We start from the raw sequence: 17,780 nt of genomic DNA on the forward strand, positions 1-17,780 counted from the left end.
CCAGTTGGCGGCCCGTTTTTCGTTCGGGCGGGCGCTTTCCTCAACCGACACTACAGGCCGGGCAATGCCCCGCATGGGCGCGCGGCAGCGGCCGGTCGCAACGGCGGCAGATCGCACGGACTGGCGTCACGGCCCGGTTGACGGGATGGCTGCACAAGGGGCAGCGCAGCAGCGCGGCACGGGGCAGCACCGCATCGCAATGAACACAAATCGAACGTGGAAGTAACGAGCTCATCGGGGGCTCCTGAAGACTGGACGCAAACGGGTTCGCCGATCCCGGAGAAGGCCCCCCGATGCCTGTCACATCAGGGGCAGCCCGCTCCGGGCGAAGGACGTGCGGCCGCACGGGCTCCTTTCGTCCGGATCATGGGTCAGTCCTTCTCTTCCGTGTCGCCCGGTTCGACCCGGACAACGGTGAGCTGCCGCCGGTGATCATCCAGCGTATCCCAGTGGAACGAAGCGCCCTCGGTCAGGCCCATGAGCGCCACGCCAATGGGGGTCATCACCGAAATCCGCTGCCGGTCGATATCAGCATCGTCCGGAAACACCAGTGTGACGGTGCGCTCCTGCCCGGTGGTCTCGTCGTGGTAGGTCACCTTGTTGCCGATCGCCACGACCTTGGCCGGCAGGCGCTTCTGCGGCACCACACGGGCGCGGTCGATCTCTTCAAGCAGGCGTTCGGCCAGGGACGGGTTGCGCGCCATGGCCGCCTCGGCAAGCGCTTCGAGACGCTCCAGCGTCTCCTCGCCGAGGGTGATTTTCGGCCGGCGCCCGGACGGGCGACGCGGCTTGGCAGCAGTGGTCATGCGAAGTCTCCTTGGAAGGCCAGTGGCCGGGGACAGAAACGGAACGATTGACGATCAGGCCGGCGGCGCACCCGGCGTTCAAGGGACGCAAGGCAGAAGTCACCGGATGAATGAAGCGCGTTTGCAGGTCCATGGCCGCCATCTGCGACAACAGCCGGACTTCAATCAGAACTGCCGGCAGACCGACCGGTCGAAGAGCGTGGTCAGGGATATCAAGGGAAAGCCGAATGCCCTTCGCCGCTTCCTGGATGCCATGTTTCCGGTGACCGGCCGGTCACCCTTTCAACTCGAAAATGTAAGGAAGCCCCGGGGGTAAGACAGGCGCAATACGCCTAGGCCGCCCGGGGGAAGGGGCGGGTCAGCAGAAGAAATCGAAAATGATCTGCATGGAGCAACATACCTAAACAGATAGGCACGGCGGAGCGGGGTGTCAATTGCCCATTGTGACGCGCGCCCTGGTCTGCCGATTCCACCCTCCATGGCCCGGGATCGAGAGCAGCGCTCCCTCCTCCGCTTCCACCCGGGGATGCCGAAGACGGGCGTCTGCCCCACCGGAAAGCGGCACGACATCAAGGGTTGCACCATTCCCTGAATGCGCCCAGTGAAAACCATTTTTATTTCATATAATTCAACACCTTGATCAGGAACGGAGGAAAATTTCAGGGCATCACAAAACTGAAGCAAAACTCCAATAGGGTTCCCACCATCGGCCTTCCGGCAGGTGCCGCACGACAAGATCCGTAGAAGCGCACAACCGGCGAGCCACTCAAATGATCCAGACGAGACGACAGACCCGGCAGCGTACAGCGGCCGGGATGGGGCGGCGTGTGCCTTGCGCGCCGGCCGGTCGGACGGCTGACCAAACACACTGGGGAACCATCCGTGTCCGCGAAGGTTGAACTGGAAAATATCGAGAAATCCTATGGCGCGACGCAGACCCTGCGTTCCGCCTCCCTGACCATCGAGGCCGGGGAGTTCATGACCCTGGTCGGTCCCTCCGGCTGCGGCAAGTCCACCTTGCTGCGCATCATGGCGGGCCTGCAGCCGCAAAGCGCCGGTGAAATCCGCATCGACGGGACAAGCGTCGACCATTTGCGTCCCCGGGAACGGGACATCGCCATGGTGTTCCAGTCCTACGCGCTCTACCCGCATATGAGCGTGGAGCAGAACATCGGCACGCCCTTGCGGGTCCGCCGGCTGCCCACCGCAGTCCGCCTGCCGGTGCTGGGCCGGTTGGTGCCGGGCCAGCGCACCGCCCGCCGTGAAATTCAGGAGGCCGTGCGCGAGGTCGCCGATCAGGTGGAAATCGGCCACCTGCTGCCGCGCAAACCGGCCGCCCTCTCCGGTGGTCAGCGTCAGCGCGTCGCCCTTGCCCGCGCCATCATCCGCAACCCCAAGGTGTTCCTGATGGACGAGCCTCTGTCCAATCTGGATGCACGGCTTCGGGTCACCATGCGCGGCGAGATCACCAGCCTGCACCGGCGGCTCGGTGCCACCTTCATCTACGTCACCCACGACCAGACCGAGGCGATGACCATGTCGGACCGGGTGGCGGTGATGATGGATGGCGAGATCGTGCAATGCGCCAGCCCGCAGGAGCTTTACACCAACCCGCAGGACCTGCGCGTCGCCCGCTTCATCGGCTCGCCGGAAATCAATGTGGTGTCGACCGAAGAGACCGCGCGCTGGACCGGCCAGCCGCTGCCGGACGGCATCGCCCATATCGCCTTCCGTCCCGAGGCTATCGACTTCACGCCCAAATCGGCGGGCATCGGCGTCGACGCCCGGCTGCTGCGCCATGAGCTCCTGGGCCATGACGTGCTGGTGTTCCTGCAGACCGATCAGGGCACCGAGGTCACCGGGCGCATTCCCGCCGCGCAGTGGAGCGGCCTTGCCGTCGCCGATGGCCAGATCGCCTTCACCCTGCGGCCGGAGGCGCTGCTGGCATTCGACCCGTCAGGCAAGCGCGCGCCCCTGCCCTTTTCACCTGACGGCATGATGCCGGCGGACAGGATGCTGTCCCATGCCAGCTGATATCGCCGCCTTCCCCGGCCCTGCCCCCGTCGCCGTGTCGCCGCGCCGCCGGCATGGCGCGCAGATCCCCGGCTGGGTCAGCTGGTCGCTCGCCGGCCCCTCCGTCGTCCTGCTGGTCTTGTTGATGCTGCTGCCGATCGCGGCGATCGTCCTGCTCAGCTTCACCGACTACCGCTTCGGCGCGCTGGAGGTGTCCTTCGTCGGGCTCGACAACTACGTCGACCTGAACAGCGACCGCGCCTTCTGGCGAGCGCTCGGCAACACCTTCACCTATGTGGCGATGGTGGTGCCGGCCAGCGTCTTTCTCGGCCTGTTGCTGGCGGTGCTGATCAACGGCCTCACCCGCGGTCGCAAGATCTACCAGCTCATCTTCTTCCTGCCGGTCACCGCGACGCTCGTCGCCATGGCCACCGTCTGGAAGTACCTGCTGCACGGCACCATCGGTCCGTTCAACCTGCTGCTGAAATCCTGGGGCCTGCCAGCCATCGACTTCTTCAGCGACCCGGACCTGGTGCTGGGCGGCCTTGCCCTGATCAACATCTGGAGCCTTGCCGGGTTCAACATGGTGCTGTTCATCGCCGGGCTGACCGCGATCCCGGAGGAGCTTTACGACGCCGCGTCGGTCGATGGCATGGAAAACCCGCTCGACCGCTTCTTTTCCGTGACCCTGCCGCTGCTCGGGCCGACCACGATGTTCGTGATCATCACCTCCACCATCACCGCCTTCAAGGTGTTCGACACGGTGGCGGTGATCACCCGGGGCGGTCCCCGTCGCGGAGCCTCGGACGTGCTGCTCTACACCACCTATCTGGAAGGCTTCACCTACTTCCGCATGGGTTCGGCGGCGGCGATGACCGTCGTCTTCCTCGCCATCATCATGATCTTCGCCTTTCTTCAGGCGCGGGTGCTGGACCGGAAGGTGCACTACTGATGTCAAAGACCCGACAGGCCGGCGCCGGCATGCGCTACACCCTCGGCCAGTTCGCCTCCCATGCATTCCTGCTGGCGCTGGCGTTCATCTTCATGTTCCCGTTCTACGTGATGCTGGTGACCTCGTTCCGGGCACCGCAGGAGCTGTTCACGCCGGAGTTCAACTGGCTGCCGCAAGTCTTTACTGGCGCGCATTATTACATCGAGTCGCTGACTGCCACGCCGGTGCTGACCTTCATGAAGAACGGCGTGATCATCTCCCTCGGCATTCTGCTGGTGCAACTGCTGACGGCGATCCCGTGCGCCTATGCGCTGGCCAAGTTCGAATTTCGCGGCCGCAAGCTGCTGTTCGCCATCGTCATCTTCGCCTTGACGGTGCCGATCCAGGTGCCGGCGCTGCCGCTCTTTCTCGGGCTCAACGCGATTGGCGCGCTCGACACCTACTTCGCCGCTATGATGCCGTTCTTCCTCTCGGTGTTCGCGATCTTCCTGTTCCGCCAGAGCTTCAAGTCCTATCCGGATGAGATCATCCACGCGGCGCGGCTCGACGGCATGTCGGAATGGGCGATCCTGTGGACCATCGTCGTGCCCGGCTCGGTTCCCGCCATCGCCGCCTTCTCGGTGTTCTCGCTGACCAGCCACTGGAACGACCTCTACTGGCCGATGATCGTGATCCGCTCCAACGAGCTGATGACGCCGCCGCTGGGGCTGGCCTATTTCGCGGATTCCGAAAGCGGCGAGAACTACGGCGCGCTGATGGCAACCGCCACCATCCTGACCGCGCCCCTGATGCTGGCCTTCCTCTTCGCCCAGCGCCAGTTCATCCGCGGCATCACCATGACCGGCGTGAAATAAGCGCCTTGCTGACAAATCGGGAGCCGGGCCGCCATGAGGTCAAGGCCCGCTCCCCGACGAGATCGCGTTGACAAGCGCGAGACGCGGAAGGTGGCTGCCACCACCCCCGCGCAACCCGCGGCCCTGAGGCCGCATCAAACGGGGATACTCCCCCCTTCGACAGGGAAAACGATGAAACAGTTGCTTAGCACCGCCGCCCTTGGCGCAACTCTACTGGCAAGCACGGTCGCGGCACAAGCCGAGGTCACGTTGAATGTGCTGCACGCATGGCCGGGCCACCGCCACTTCCATGAAGACGTCGCCAACGCCTTCATGGAGAAGAACCCGGACATCAAGATCAACTTCCTCGCCCCGGCCGAGAGCTACGACCAGGCTCACCAGGCGATCATCCGCGATGCGCTGACCGGCAATCTCCCGGATATCGTCTTCTCCGGCTACCACCTGCTGCCGGAGCTGATCGAGCAGCTTCAGGCGCGCGAGCTGGATGTGCCGCTTGCCCCGTTCATCGAGGCCGCCGGCGGTGCCGAATGGCTGGAGAAGAACTACAATCCGGCGATGATCAACCTGACCACCGTGAAGGGTGAGATCTACGGCCTGCCGTTCAACGCTTCCACGCCGATCGTTTTCTACAACGCGGACCTGGTCAAGAAGGCCGGCGGCGATCTGGACAACATGCCTGAGGACTGGGACGGCTGGATCGAGCTGGCCGGCAAGGTCGACGCGCTCGGCGATGACATCACCGGCATGTCCTATGCGGTCGACGCCTGGCCGGACGACTGGCTGTGGCGCGCGCTGATCTCGCAGCAGGGCGCCCCGTTCATGAACGAGGACGGCACCGCCGTTGCCTGGAATGACGACAGCGGCAAGAAGGCCCTGGAACTGGCCGTGCGCTTCGTCAAGGACGCCGGCATGAAGCAGATGGAGTTCTCGCAGAGCCGTCAGCAGTTCGCCGCTGGCCTCACGGGCTTCACCATTCAGTCGGTCAACTCCGCACGCTCCTTCGAAGAGCTGGCCAAGGGCAAATTCACCGTCGGCTCGACCATCTACCCGGTTGCCGACAAGGCGAACGGCAAGGTGCCGACCGGCGGCAACGGCGGTATCATCACCACCCAGGACGCAGAACGGCAGAAGGCCGCCTTCGAGTACATCAAGTTCGCTGCGAGCCCCGAGGGACAGAAGCTCGCCGTGCTCGGTTCCGGCTACATGCCCACCAACCAGCTGGCGATGGCGCCGGAACTGCTTGGTGACTTCTACGCCAAGAACCCCAACTGGAAGACCTCGCTGAACCAGCTTGAGCGGGCGATCCCGTGGGGCGGCTACCCGGGCACCAACGCGGTCGAGATCTGGCGCACCCAGCGCGACATCATCAGCGCGGTGATGGCCGGCGACCTGTCCGTCGAGGACGGTCTGGCCGAGATGGTCGATGAGACCAACGCCCTGATCGGCAAGTAAGCCTGGGTTCCCGGCCCGCCAGGACCCTGGTTCTGGCGGGCCGGTTCCGGACCCGCTCCGCCTACAGCCGGAGCGCCCCGCCTCCGGCGGCGCCCTTCTTCAGAGAAACGAGCAAGATTTGAGAGAGCTTTTCTTTTTCGATTGCGATGGAGTGCTGGTCGACAGCGAAGTGCTCTCCGCCGCGACCACCAGCGAGATCCTTGCCGAACACGGCATCGCCCTCAGCGTCCAGGACGCCATCCGCATCTTCACCGGCAAGACCATTGGCGATGCGGCCAGGCTGGTCGCCGAACGGTACGACGTGACGCTGCCGGAGGACTATGCCGCCCGGCACGAAGCGGCCCTCATGCGCCGTTTCACCGAGGAGCTGCGCGAGATCGCCGGCATCCGCCAGGTGCTGGAGACTTGTTCCGCGCCGGTCTGCGTCACCTCCAACAGCACCCATTCGCGGCTTGCGCTGACGCTGAAGACCACCGATCTGCTGCGCTACTTCGGACGCAACGTGTTCAGCGCCGAGGACGTGGCCGCGCCCAAGCCGGCGCCCGACCTGTTCCGGCACGCCGCAGCAGCCTTTGGCGTCGATCCCTCACGCTGCATCACCATTGACGACAGCGTGTCCGGCATCGCCGGTGCGCGGGCGGCGGGCGCCCGGGCCATCGGTTTTTGCGGCGGCAGCCACATCACTGACGGCACGCCCGCGCAACTGCTGGCCGCCGGCGCCGAAATCTGCCTTCATTCCATGGCCGAGCTGCAGGACTACCTGCATTCGTCCGCCCCCAACCGATGAGACTGACGAGATGACCCCGCTTCCTCCCTTCGACCGCACCGGCCCGCTTCTCAAGGGCAACATTCATACCCATTCCACCCGGTCCGACGGCGCCCTGCCGCCGGAGGAAGTGGTGCGCCGCTACAAGGCCGGCGGCTATGACTTCCTGTGCATGACCGACCATTTCCTGGCGCAGTTCGACTTTCCGCTGACGGATATCTCGACCTTCGCCGATAGCAGCTTCACCCCGCTTCACGGCGCGGAACTGCACGCGCCGCGCACGGAAATGAGCGATCTGTGGCACCTGGTCGCCGTTGGTCTGCCGCGCGATTTCGCGCCGACCCGGTCCGACGAGGATGGCCCCGCTCTTGCCCGCCGCGCCTATGAGGCCGGTGCCTTCGTCGGCATGGCGCATCCGGCCTGGTACGAGCTGTCCCTCGATGACGCGGAAACGCTGGTCGAGCATTGCCATGCGGTCGAGATCTACAATCACGGCTGCCACCTGATGCATGACAAGGGCGACGGCGCCTACATGCTCGACGGGCTGGCCGACAAGGGCCACCGGATGCTCACCTACGCCTGCGACGACGCCCATTTCAAATCGCCGGACTTCGGTGGCGGCTGGATCCACCTGCGCGCCGCCGACCGCTCTCCCGAGGCGATCCTCGAAGCGCTGAAGGGCGGCAGCTACTATTCCACGCAAGGGCCGCAGATCAACATGGTCGCGCTCACCGACGAGGGCATCGTGGTGGAATGCAGCCCGGCCTCCGGCATCGTCGCCATCGGTCAGGGCTACCAGTACAGCTTCCAGTTCGGCCAGTGCCTCAGCCGGGTGGTCCTGCCGCTCGACGGCCTGAAGGGCAGCCCCTGGATGCGCCTGATCGTCACCGATGCGGCAGGCAAGCGCGCCTGGACGAACCCGCACTGGTTCTGACCGACACGGCCATCGGCATACCGTCCCCCTGAGGACCGACGCCTTGCGCCCACGGGCGCAAGGCAGCAACGCCACACACGGCATCGCGGAGGAGGAGACGGAGATGGCGGCGGAGTGGAACGGAAAAAATGGCTTCGGACAAGGCACCATCGCCCGCATCGAAGCCACCATCGACACCTGTCCCAAGGCGCTGTCGCGCATTGCCAGCTACATCACCCGCGAGCCCGAACGCTCCGCCCGCGCCTCGATGGCGGAGCTGGCGGAACTGTGCGGCAGCGGTGAAGCCAGCATCGTCCGCTTCTGCCGGTTTCTCGGCTACAAGGGCTTCCGCGACTTCAAGATCGCCCTGGCCTCCGACATCGCCTATCAGCAGCGCGCCCAGCCGCACGCGGTGCCGGAGGCGGTGGCTCGGGTCAATGCCGCCGTTCTGGCCACCTCCGCCGCCCTGTCCAATGACGAGATCACCCAGGTCGCACGGATGTTGATCGCGGCCCGCTGCATCAACCTGTTCGGCTCCGGTGTGTCCGGCATCGTCGCCGAGCTGTTCGCCTATCGCTTTTCCCGGCTGGGGCTTGTCGCCCGCGCCTTTCAGGACGGGGTCGCCGCCGCCGAGGTCGCCAACAAGCCCGGCGGGCGCTCGGTCTTCATGGTGATTTCCGAAACCGGGCTGACCCGTCACAACGAAGGACTTCTGCGGCTTGCGCGAAAGTCGGGCGCCCACACCATCGCCGTTTCCGGCCGGCGCATGCCGCAGCTCGGTGCCCTGTGCGACACGATCCTGCTGGCCACCCCGCTTTCGCCGCTGCCTGAACGGGGCGAGACCAGCCCCGCCATCGCCAAGATCTTCATCTGCGAATTGCTGGCGCAAGAGATCAAGCGACTGACGGCCCCTTCCCCCGACGACGCCTGACACAGCCTTCACGCGCCTTGCCTTGCATCCTTCGACAGGACGCCGTTACCTGTTGCGGCTCTTGGGCTTTTCTATGGGGGAGGATGCGGCATGGGCGAAGCGTTTCTCGGGATCGACATCGGCACCTCCGCCTGCAAGATCCTGACCCTGTCGGCGGAAGGGCAGATTCTGGCGCGCGGCACCGCCGCCTATGGGCTGGCCCAGCCCCGCCCCGGCTGGAGCGAACAGGACCCCACCCTGTGGATCGAGGCCGTCCGCTCCGCGCTTGCCGGCGTTCTGGCCGTGGTACGCCCCAATGAGATCGCCGGCATCGGCCTCACCGGCCAGATGCACGGGCTGACGCCGGTCGACCGGGATCACAAGGTGCTGCGCCCGGCGATCCTGTGGAACGATCAGCGCAACGCCCATGAGGCCGAGGAACTGACCCGGCTTGCCGGCGGCTCGGCGGCGCTGCGGCAGATGACCAACAACCGGATGCTGGCCGGCTACACCGGCGGCAAGATCCTGTGGCTGCAACGGCACGAACCGCATCTGTTCGAGCGGATGCGGCACGCCCTCAACCCGAAGGACTATCTCCGGCTGGTACTGACCGGCGAGGTGGCGACCGAAGTGTCGGACGCCTCCGGTACCGGGCTTTTCGACACGCACCGACGGCAATGGTCCGATGAGCTGCTCGCGCGGATGCCCTTCGATGCAGCGCTGCTGCCGCCGTGTTTCGAATCCTCCGAGGTCACGGGCCGGGTAAGCCGGAGCGGCGCCGCGCTGTTCGGCCTTAGCGAGGGTACGCCCGTGATCGGCGGCGGCGGCGATGCGGTGGTCCAGACCCTCGGCTCCGGCATCACCGCGCCGGGCGAATTGCAAACCACCATCGGCACCGCCGGCATTCTCGCCGCCGTGCTCGATGCCCCGCGCGACAATGACGATGGACGGTTGCAGATCTTCTGCAACGTGGCGCCGGAGAGCTGGCATTGCATGGGGGTTTCGCTCAATGCCGGCGGCGCAATGGCCTGGCTCCGGGACGTGTTGTCCGAAGGGACCGGCTCCCCGCCCACGTTCGACAGTCTGGTCGCGGCGGCGGAAAAGAGCGTCCCCGGCGCCGGCGGCCTGCTGTTCCTGCCCTATCTCAACGGTGAGCGCTGCCCCCATCCGGACCCGGCCGCACGCGGCGGCTTCATCGGCCTCACCGCCCGGCATGGCGCCGGCGACATGGTGCGCGCCACCATGGAGGGGGTTGTTTTCGCGCTCTACGACATCTTCGCGCTGATGCGCCGCCTCGGAGTGGAGGGGAGCCTGATCAAGGCCTCCGGCGGCGGGGCCAGCGCGCCGCTGTGGCGGCAGATCCAGGCGGATCTGTTCGATTGCGACGTGGTCACCACCGAGGGCGCGGCGGAGGGCGCGGCCTTCGGCGCCGCGCTGCTGGCCGGTGTCGGCTGCGGCGTTTGGAGGGATTCCGGCGAGGCCGCCCGCCTCTGCCGCCCCCTCACCGTGCAACACCCCGACCGGCACGACGGTGCGCGCTACCGGGAGCTCTACTCCGCCTATGCCGCTCTTTATCCCGCTCTGACGGAGAGTTTTTCAATGCTTTCCGCCCTTTCGGCAACCGAGACCCGTGCAACCTGAGGGACCGCGCCCCGCTCCCTCGAAGAAGAGATCCTTCTTCCCTTCGGAGATACGAAGTAGATTATTTCGCATTCTGCCCAAGAATAAGGGCTTCTGGCAGGATATTTCGGCCGCTGAGAGAGTAAAATCGCGGCAACGCTACCTCATCCGGGCCACGCCTCCCGGCACTGACATCTTTCGCGTCCTTTGCATCCTCCGGCACAGGAGACCGTCATGAACGAGACCGTTTCAGGCCCGCGACACAAACCGCTCCAGCTTCACGTTCCCGAACCGGGCGTGCGGCCGGGCGATGCACCGGACTTCTCCGAGTTCGAAATCCCCCGCGCCGGTGCGGTCCGGCGACCGGGCATCGACGAGGCACCGGAGGACATGCGCGACATGGCCTTTTCCGTGGTGCGGGTGCTCAACAAGGCCGGCGAGGCGGTCGGGCCCTGGGCCGGACGGCTGACCGCCGACGACCTGCGCGCCGGTCTCAGACACATGCTGACGCTGCGCCAGTTCGACGAACGGATGTTGAAGGCCCAGCGCCAGGGAAAGACCAGTTTCTACGTGCAGAACCTCGGCGAGGAAGCGGTTGCCTGCGCCTTCCGCATGGCGCTGGAAGACGGCGACATGAACTTTCCGACCTATCGTCAGGCGGGTCTGCTGATCGCCGGCGGCTATCCACTCACCGAGATGATGAACCAGATCTTCTCCAATGGCGCGGATCCGCTGAAGGGGCGCCAGTTGCCGGTGATGTATTCGGCGCGCGATCACGGGTTCTTCACCGTCTCGGGCAATCTCGGCACCCAGTTCATCCAGGCGGTCGGCTGGGCCATGGCCTCGGCGATTGCCCGCGACACCCGCATCGCCGCCGCCTGGATCGGCGATGGCTCCACTTCGGAGAACGACTTCCACGCGGCCATGGTCTTCGCCTCCAGTTACCAGGCGCCGGTCATTCTCAACATCGTCAACAACCAGTGGGCGATCTCCACCTTCCAGGGCATGGCCCGCGGCGGCGCGGTCACCTTCGCCGCCCGGGGGCACGGGTTCGGCATTCCGGCAATCCGGGTCGATGGCAACGACTATCTGGCGGTGCATGCGGTGGCGCGTTGGGCGGCGGAGCGGGCCCGCGCCGGCCTCGGCCCCACTTTGATCGAGCATGTCACCTACCGGGCCGGCGCCCATTCCACCTCGGACGATCCCTCCGCCTACCGCTCCAAGGAAGAATGCGATGCCTGGCCGCTCGGCGATCCGATCGACCGGCTGAAGAGGCATCTCGTCACCATCGGCGAATGGTCCGAGGAGCGGCACAGCCAGGCGCTGGCGGAAATCACCGACGCGGTGCGCAGCGCGCAGAAGGCGGCGGAGGCCAACGGCACGCTGATCACCGGCCCGCATCCCTCCCCGCGCGCCATGTTCGACGATGTCTATGCCGAGATGCCGGCCCACCTCGTCAGGCAACGCCAGGAAGCGGGGTACTGACATGGCACGCATGACCATGATCGAGGCGATCCGCAGCGCCCATGACCTTGCCATGGAGCGGGACGAGCGGGTCGTCGTCTTCGGCGAGGATGTCGGCTACTTCGGCGGCGTTTTCCGCTGCACCGCCGGCTTGCAGAAGAAATACGGCAGCAGCCGCTGTTTCGATGCGCCAATCAACGAAAGCGGCATCGTCGGAGCGGGCATCGGCATGGCCGCCTACGGGCTGAAGCCGGTGGTGGAGATCCAGTTCGCCGACTACATGTACCCCGCCTATGACCAGATCGTCAGCGAGGCGGCGCGCATGCGCCACCGCTCCGCCGGCCAGTTCACCTGCCAGATGGTGATCCGCATGCCGACCGGCGGCGGCATCTTCGGCGGCCAGACTCACAGCCAGAGCCCGGAAGCGCTGTTCACCCATGTTTCCGGACTGAAGGTGGTGGTGCCGTCGAACCCGCAGGACGCCAAGGGCCTGCTGCTTGCCGCCATCGAGGATCCGGATCCGGTAATCTTCCTGGAGCCTAAACGGCTCTACAACGGCCCGTTCGACGGTCATCACGACCGGCCGGTGGTGCCGTGGAAGGCCCATCCGCTGGGCGAGGTGGAGGACGGCCCCTACACCGTTCCGCTTGGCAAGGCGGCAATCCGCCGTCCGGGCTCGGCTCTCACCGTGCTGGCCTATGGCACCATGGTGCATGTGGCCGAGGCGGCGGCGGAGGACGCAGGCGTCGATGCGGAGGTGATCGATCTGCGCACCCTCATCCCCTACGACCTTGAGACCATCACCGCCTCGGTGAAGAAGACCGGCCGCTGCGTTGTCGTGCATGAGGCGACCCGCACCTCCGGTTTCGGCGCGGAGCTGAGCGCCCTGGTGCAGGAGACCTGCTTCTATCACCTGGAGGCGCCGGTGGTGCGGGTGACCGGCTGGGACACCCCCTATCCGCATGCGCAGGAATGGGCCTACTTCCCCGGCCCGGACCGGATCCGCCGGGCGTTCAAAGCGGTTCTGGAGGGCTGAGGCATGGGCATTTACACGATCACCCTGCCCGACGTCGGCGAGGGCATCGCTGAAGCGGAACTGACCGAATGGAACGTGGCCATCGGCGATCATGTGGAAGAGGACGACGTTCTCGGCATCGTGATGACAGACAAGGCGGCGGTGGAGGTGCCCTCGACCGTATCCGGCACCGTGGCCTGGCTGTGCGGCGAGCCCGGCGATTTCATTCCCATCGGCGGCAAGTTCATTCAGATCGAGGTCGAGGGGCCGGGCAACACCGACAAGGCGGCCGCTGCGCCGGCGGTGAAAGCCGAAACGCCGCCACCGCCCCCCGCAGCGGAACCGGAACCGGAGCCAACCGCCTCTGCGCCGGCGAAACCCGCCGAAACTCCTCTGCCTGCGGCCACGAATGCCACCGGCAATGGCAAGGCCAGAACCGGCGTTCCTGCCGCCGGGCCCCGCAGCCGGCCGCTGGCCATTGGCGAAAAACCGCTGGCCGCACCTTCGGTGCGTCGGCGTGCGCAGGAAAGTGGCATCGACTTGCGCCTTCTCACCGGCAGCGGCCCGGAAGGGCGCATCCTGCATGAGGATCTCGATGCCTGGGCGGAGCCGTCCTCTGGCTCCGCGGGCACCGCGCCACGGCGTATTGCCCGCCCACCGGCGACGGGCGTGCGCGAGATCAAGGTGGTCGGCATGCGCCGCAAGATCGCCGAGAAGATGGCTCTGGCCAAGGCGCGCATCCCGCATATCACCATTGTCGAGGAGGTGGATGTCTCCGCGTTGGAAGACCTGCGGGCGAGCCTCAACGCCCGGCATGGCGCCGCGCGCGGCAAGCTGACGCTGCTGCCCTTCGTCATGCGGGCCATCGTCACCGCCCTGCGCGAGCAGCCGGAGATGAACGCCCATTATGACGACGAGGCCGGCGTGATCCGCCAGTTCGACGGGGTGCATATCGGCATCGCCACCCAGACCGGCGCCGGCTTGACCGTGCCGGTCGCCGGGCATGTGGAAACCCACGGGCTCTGGGACAGTGCCGAAGAGCTGACCCGGCTTGCGGAGGCGGCGCGCAGCGGCGCGGCGACCCGCGAGGAGCTGTCCGGCTCGACCATCACCATCACCTCGCTCGGCCCGCTCGGGGCCATCGCCACCACACCGATCATCAACCACCCGGAGGTGGCCATCGTCGGCATCAACAAGATGGCGGTCCGGCCGATCTGGGACGGCCAGGCCTTCCAGCCGCGCAAGATGATGAACATCTCCTGCGCCTTCGATCACCGGGTGATCGACGGCTGGGACGCGGCGGTGTTCGTGCAGGCACTGAAGAAGCTGCTGGAGACCCCTGCCCTGTTGTTCATCGAGGACTGAGCCGATGCGCGTAGAGACCTGCAAGCTTCTGATCATCGGCGGCGGCCCCGGCGGCTATGTCTGCGGCATCCGTGCCGGCCAGCTCGGCATCGACACGATCCTCGTGGAGGAAGACACCCCCGGCGGAACCTGCCTGACCGTCGGTTGCATTCCCTCCAAGGCGTTGATCCACGCGGCGGAGGAGTTTCACAAGCTGCGCGGTTTTGCCGGCGGCACCTCCCCCCTTGGCATCTCCGCCAAGGCCCCTGCCATCGATCTTGCCGCCACCCTCTCCTGGAAGGACGGCATCGTCGAACGCCTGACCCGGGGCGTTGCCGGGCTCTTGAAAAAAGCCGGAACCCGCATTCTCGCCGGGCGAGCGGAATTCGTCGATGGCAAGACCGTGCGGGTACGCGGGCCGGAAGGCGTGCGCGAGGTTCATGCCGAGGCGGTGGTGATCGCCACCGGTTCCGCGCCGGTGGAGCTGCCGTTCCTGCCCTTTGACGGCAAGGTGATCGGTTCCACTGAAGCGCTTGCCCTCGATGCGGTGCCGGAACGGCTGGTCGTGGTCGGTGGCGGCTACATCGGGCTTGAGATCGGCACGGCCTTTGCCAAGCTTGGGTCACAGGTCACCGTGGTCGAGGCCACAAACCGCATCCTGCCGCAGTACGACGCCGCGTTGACGAAGCCTGTGCTCGCGTCCCTCAAGGCGCTGGGGGTCACAGTGATGATCGACACCCGCGCGCTCGGCCTGTCGGATGATGGCCTTCAGGTCGGGCGCGGTGAAGACGGCGCGGAGCCCCTCGACCTGCCGGCGGACCGGATCCTCGTCACCGTTGGCCGGCGGCCCCGGTCGGACGGCGCCGGCATTCCCGATCTCGGTCTCACCATGGACGGCGGGTTCATCCGCATCGACGCGACCTGCCGCACCTCCATGCGCGGCGTCTTCGCCATTGGCGACGTCACCGGCGAGCCGATGCTGGCGCATCGGGCGATGGCGCAAGGGGAAATGGTGGCTGAGATCGTCGCCGGCCATCGTCGCCAGTGGGACGCGCGCTGTATTCCCGCCGTCTGTTTCACCGATCCGGAGATCGTCACCTGCGGGCTGTCTCCGGAGGAGGCAAAGGCGCAAGGGATCGCCATCCGCACCGGCCAGTTCCCCTTCGCCGCCAATGGCCGGGCGATGACGATGCAGGCAGAGAGCGGTTTCGTGCGCGCCGTCGCCCGCGAGGACAACAACATCCTCCTCGGGTTGCAGGCAGTCGGCGCCGGCGTCTCGGAACTTTCCGCCGCGTTTTCCACCGCCATCGAGATGGGCGCCCGGCTCGATGACATCGGCGCGGTGATCCACGCCCATCCGACCCAGAGCGAAGCCGTGCAGGAAGCCTGCCTCGCCGCCCTCGGCAAGGCGCTGCATATCTGACACGGGGGCAGTGCTGCGGATATGCCCTAGACGCCCGCTGACAGGAATCCGCCATCCACGACCATCACCTCTCCGGTAACGAAACTGGCGGATGGGGACACCAGAAAGCCAATTGCCTCGGCCAGCTCTTCCGGCTCGCCATAGCGGCGCAGCGGAATACGCGCGGTCCATTGATCCGCGCCTCCTTCCGCATGGAGCGCGGTGACCATGGGCGTGCGCACCGGCCCGGGCGCCACCGCGTTGACGCGAATGCCGAGTTCGGCAAGTTCGGTCGCCATCACCCGGGTCAAGGCGATCACCGCGCCCTTGGACGCGCCATAGGCGGAACGGCCGGTGTTGCCGGTCATGCCGGAGACCGAGGTGATGTTGACGATCGCCGCCCCCTCCTCAGGACCGCTGTCGACAAAGGCCCGCGCACACAGGAATGTGCCGACCACATTGACATCGAGCACCTGACGCATCATCGCCGCCGAAGTGTCGACAAATGGCACATTGCGCGCAATCCCGGCGCAGTTGACGAGGCCGGAGAGCGACGCCATGAAGTGCCCCCGCACAGCCGCAAAGGCGGCAAACACGCTGTCCTCGTCGCAAATATCCACCAGCTCCGTGGCGACCCTTTCATCTGCCGGGTCAGGCGCCTCCTGCAACAACAACCGTTGCGCCTCGGCGAGCCGGTCTTCATCGAGATCGAGGAGTGCGACCCGCGCCCCATCCGCCAACAGCCGGCGCGCGGTGGCAAGGCCGATCCCCGAGGCCCCGCCGGTGACCACGTAACAGCGTCCCGTCAGATCCCGCCCCATCCGCCTGTCCTCCGTCGCCCCTCTCGAGCCGTATGCTCACTATCGTCCGCCCTCATGGGCGACCTGCCGCAAAGGCACACGAAAATCTCTGGATATGGAAAAACAAATTTCAGTGTGAGGGAAGCCCGCCAGCTCCTCCCACGTCCAAACATCGCTTTATTCGGGAAATCGTCTTCCCCTCTGACGCCCCTTTTCTTCGGGTTCTACCCAGATGGTAGCGTCTTAACACCTGTTGCGCATTTGTTTTTATTGGTGGCTTTGCCATCGCCGCGCAGACAACGCGAAGCTGACACCCCTTTTATGTCCTGCGACAGGGTGGGTCTTGGGCCAGATCAGAGCGCTGCCGGAGGGGCGGCCCGGAAAGGGGCGGGACGCGAGTTTCCCGCCCCATTGAACCGGGGAATATGCGAGGGCCGCCGCCGTTTGGGTGACCTCTAGATCGCCCCGTTCTGACGGTGCCGCTCTCTCGTTGCGGCCATCAGGACCGGGGTCAGCGTGGGCATATCTTCCACGTCCCCTTGCGCCTCGGCGGCCTCAACGAGGCGGTTCACCGTCGGCGACGGATCGTCCCGGCGCCAGGCGAGGCCGGTCTCGATGGTTGGGGGCTTCTCGGCAAGCGACAGGTAGCGCACACCGGGCCGGGCAAGCTGACACAGCGAGCCAGGCACCAGTGCCACCCCGATCCCGGCGGAGACCAGACTGATGATCGTCTGCATCTGGATCGCCTCCTGGCCGATGACCGGCCGGGTGCCGTTGACCTCGAAATAGTTGGTGATGATATCGTGAAAGACTGGAGCGCTGCGCCGGGGAAAGAGCACCAGGGGCTCGCGCGCCACCTCAGCCAGTGGCAGCCGTCCCTCGACCGGCGTGAGACGTCCGCTCGCGACCCATGCTTCCGGCACCGCCGCCACCAGCGGTTCGTGGTGCAGCGGCAGATAGGACAACGAGGCGTGCAAGGTCGTATGCAGCGGGGTCATCAATCCGGCATCGATCTCCCCCTGCAACAGAGCCTCGACCTGAAGGTCGCTGTTCATCTCCCGCAAGGAAATCTTCACCTTGGGATAGCTCTGCCGATAGCGGCCAATCAGCGTGGGCAGCAAGCTGTAATCCGCAGTGGTCACGAACCCCAGATTCAGCGCCCCGACCTCTCCGCGCGCCAGCTCGCGGGCAAGGCCGGGCAACTCCTCCACCTCCTCCAGCAGCCTGGTGACATGAGGCAGCAATTGTTTGCCGACGGGCGTTAGCGCCACATGGCGCTTCGTCCGCTCGAACAAGGTGACCGACAGTTCCTGTTCCAAGGCAAGAATGGCCTGGCTCAAAGGGGGCTGTGTCATGCACAACCGCTCGGCAGCGCGTCCGAAATGCAACTCTTCCGCGACGGTGACGAAAAACCGTAACCTCCTGAGATTCATCGAATGCCTTCTCATGTTCGGTTTTGGGGAGCGGGT

Annotated in this window: 15 protein-coding genes; 12 read left to right on the forward strand and 3 right to left on the reverse strand. The window is 65.9% G+C overall.

Going from position 1 to position 17,780, the window contains the following annotated elements; translation table 11 throughout:
• Positions 1–371 precede the first annotated feature (371 nt).
• Positions 372–806, reverse strand: coding sequence for a nucleoside diphosphate kinase regulator (gene rnk, locus LC062_RS03195; protein WP_224909561.1), 435 nt, complete (start codon positions 804–806; stop codon positions 372–374).
• Positions 807–1,688: 882 nt separating this feature from the next.
• Here rnk and LC062_RS21450 point away from each other — a divergent pair.
• From LC062_RS21450 to lpdA, 12 genes are all read left to right on the forward strand, one after another.
• The gene (locus tag LC062_RS21450) at positions 1,689–2,840 is read left to right on the forward strand and encodes an ABC transporter ATP-binding protein (RefSeq protein WP_318246091.1); all 1,152 of its coding nucleotides are present in this window, start codon (positions 1,689–1,691) and stop codon (positions 2,838–2,840) included.
• Complete coding sequence (locus LC062_RS03205) at positions 2,830–3,771, forward strand: carbohydrate ABC transporter permease (RefSeq protein WP_224909562.1); 942 nt, start codon at positions 2,830–2,832, stop codon at positions 3,769–3,771. Before LC062_RS21450 ends, LC062_RS03205 begins: the two co-directional genes overlap by 11 nt.
• Entirely contained in the window at positions 3,771–4,625 is an 855-nt protein-coding gene (locus tag LC062_RS03210) for a carbohydrate ABC transporter permease (RefSeq protein WP_404829668.1), read from the forward strand. The genes LC062_RS03205 and LC062_RS03210 overlap by 1 nt, the downstream gene beginning before the upstream one ends.
• A gap of 171 nt (positions 4,626–4,796) precedes the next feature.
• Positions 4,797–6,077, forward strand: coding sequence for an ABC transporter substrate-binding protein (locus LC062_RS03215; protein ID WP_224909563.1), 1,281 nt, complete (start codon positions 4,797–4,799; stop codon positions 6,075–6,077).
• Positions 6,078–6,195: 118 nt separating this feature from the next.
• Positions 6,196–6,864, forward strand: coding sequence for an HAD family hydrolase (locus LC062_RS03220; protein WP_224909564.1), 669 nt, complete (start codon positions 6,196–6,198; stop codon positions 6,862–6,864).
• Positions 6,865–6,874: 10 nt separating this feature from the next.
• Positions 6,875–7,777 carry a PHP domain-containing protein gene (locus LC062_RS03225; protein WP_224909565.1) on the forward strand — a complete coding sequence of 301 codons (903 nt, stop codon included), beginning with the start codon at positions 6,875–6,877 and terminating at the stop codon, positions 7,775–7,777.
• Between the two features lie 103 nt (positions 7,778–7,880).
• The gene (locus tag LC062_RS03230; RefSeq protein ID WP_224909566.1) at positions 7,881–8,687 is read left to right on the forward strand and encodes a MurR/RpiR family transcriptional regulator; all 807 of its coding nucleotides are present in this window, start codon (positions 7,881–7,883) and stop codon (positions 8,685–8,687) included.
• Between the two features lie 90 nt (positions 8,688–8,777).
• Positions 8,778–10,307 carry a xylulokinase gene (gene xylB, locus LC062_RS03235; RefSeq protein ID WP_224909567.1) on the forward strand — a complete coding sequence of 510 codons (1,530 nt, stop codon included), beginning with the start codon at positions 8,778–8,780 and terminating at the stop codon, positions 10,305–10,307.
• 213 nt (positions 10,308–10,520) lie between these two features.
• Positions 10,521–11,771: a 3-methyl-2-oxobutanoate dehydrogenase (2-methylpropanoyl-transferring) subunit alpha gene (locus LC062_RS03240; protein ID WP_224909568.1), complete on the forward strand. Its 1,251-nt coding sequence runs from the start codon at positions 10,521–10,523 to the stop codon at positions 11,769–11,771.
• Between the two features lies 1 nt (position 11,772).
• Entirely contained in the window at positions 11,773–12,786 is a 1,014-nt protein-coding gene (locus LC062_RS03245; RefSeq protein ID WP_224909569.1) for an alpha-ketoacid dehydrogenase subunit beta, read from the forward strand.
• A gap of 3 nt (positions 12,787–12,789) precedes the next feature.
• Positions 12,790–14,130: a dihydrolipoamide acetyltransferase family protein gene (locus LC062_RS03250; protein WP_224909570.1), complete on the forward strand. Its 1,341-nt coding sequence runs from the start codon at positions 12,790–12,792 to the stop codon at positions 14,128–14,130.
• Positions 14,131–14,134: 4 nt separating this feature from the next.
• Positions 14,135–15,532 (forward strand): dihydrolipoyl dehydrogenase, encoded by a 1,398-nt coding sequence (lpdA, locus tag LC062_RS03255; RefSeq protein WP_224909571.1) that lies wholly within the window; start codon positions 14,135–14,137, stop codon positions 15,530–15,532.
• A gap of 26 nt (positions 15,533–15,558) precedes the next feature.
• Here lpdA and LC062_RS03260 read toward each other — a convergent pair whose 3' ends face one another.
• Both LC062_RS03260 and LC062_RS03265 read right to left on the reverse strand, forming a co-directional pair.
• The gene (locus LC062_RS03260) at positions 15,559–16,332 is read right to left on the reverse strand and encodes an SDR family NAD(P)-dependent oxidoreductase (protein WP_224909572.1); all 774 of its coding nucleotides are present in this window, start codon (positions 16,330–16,332) and stop codon (positions 15,559–15,561) included.
• A 434-nt stretch (positions 16,333–16,766) separates the two neighbouring features.
• Positions 16,767–17,759, reverse strand: coding sequence for a LysR family transcriptional regulator (locus tag LC062_RS03265; RefSeq protein ID WP_318246092.1), 993 nt, complete (start codon positions 17,757–17,759; stop codon positions 16,767–16,769).
• Positions 17,760–17,780 lie beyond the last annotated feature (21 nt).

Origin of the sequence: Stappia indica, assembly GCF_020177335.1 — a bacterium.
Lineage (GTDB): Bacteria > Pseudomonadota > Alphaproteobacteria > Rhizobiales > Stappiaceae > Stappia > Stappia indica_B.

Coding starts and splice junctions, on each gene's coding strand:
- LC062_RS03230 (WP_224909566.1), top strand. CDS start 7,881: ATGGCGGCGGAGTGGAACGGAAAAAATGGCTTCGGACAAGGCACCATC.
- rnk (WP_224909561.1), bottom strand. CDS start 806: ATGACCACTGCTGCCAAGCCGCGTCGCCCGTCCGGGCGCCGGCCGAAA.
- LC062_RS03265 (WP_318246092.1), bottom strand. CDS start 17,759: ATGAGAAGGCATTCGATGAATCTCAGGAGGTTACGGTTTTTCGTCACC.
- LC062_RS03205 (WP_224909562.1), top strand. CDS start 2,830: ATGCCAGCTGATATCGCCGCCTTCCCCGGCCCTGCCCCCGTCGCCGTG.
- LC062_RS03210 (WP_404829668.1), top strand. CDS start 3,771: ATGTCAAAGACCCGACAGGCCGGCGCCGGCATGCGCTACACCCTCGGC.
- LC062_RS03225 (WP_224909565.1), top strand. CDS start 6,875: ATGACCCCGCTTCCTCCCTTCGACCGCACCGGCCCGCTTCTCAAGGGC.
- LC062_RS03260 (WP_224909572.1), bottom strand. CDS start 16,332: ATGGGGCGGGATCTGACGGGACGCTGTTACGTGGTCACCGGCGGGGCC.
- LC062_RS03250 (WP_224909570.1), top strand. CDS start 12,790: ATGGGCATTTACACGATCACCCTGCCCGACGTCGGCGAGGGCATCGCT.
- LC062_RS03240 (WP_224909568.1), top strand. CDS start 10,521: ATGAACGAGACCGTTTCAGGCCCGCGACACAAACCGCTCCAGCTTCAC.
- xylB (WP_224909567.1), top strand. CDS start 8,778: ATGGGCGAAGCGTTTCTCGGGATCGACATCGGCACCTCCGCCTGCAAG.
- LC062_RS03245 (WP_224909569.1), top strand. CDS start 11,773: ATGGCACGCATGACCATGATCGAGGCGATCCGCAGCGCCCATGACCTT.
- lpdA (WP_224909571.1), top strand. CDS start 14,135: ATGCGCGTAGAGACCTGCAAGCTTCTGATCATCGGCGGCGGCCCCGGC.
- LC062_RS03215 (WP_224909563.1), top strand. CDS start 4,797: ATGAAACAGTTGCTTAGCACCGCCGCCCTTGGCGCAACTCTACTGGCA.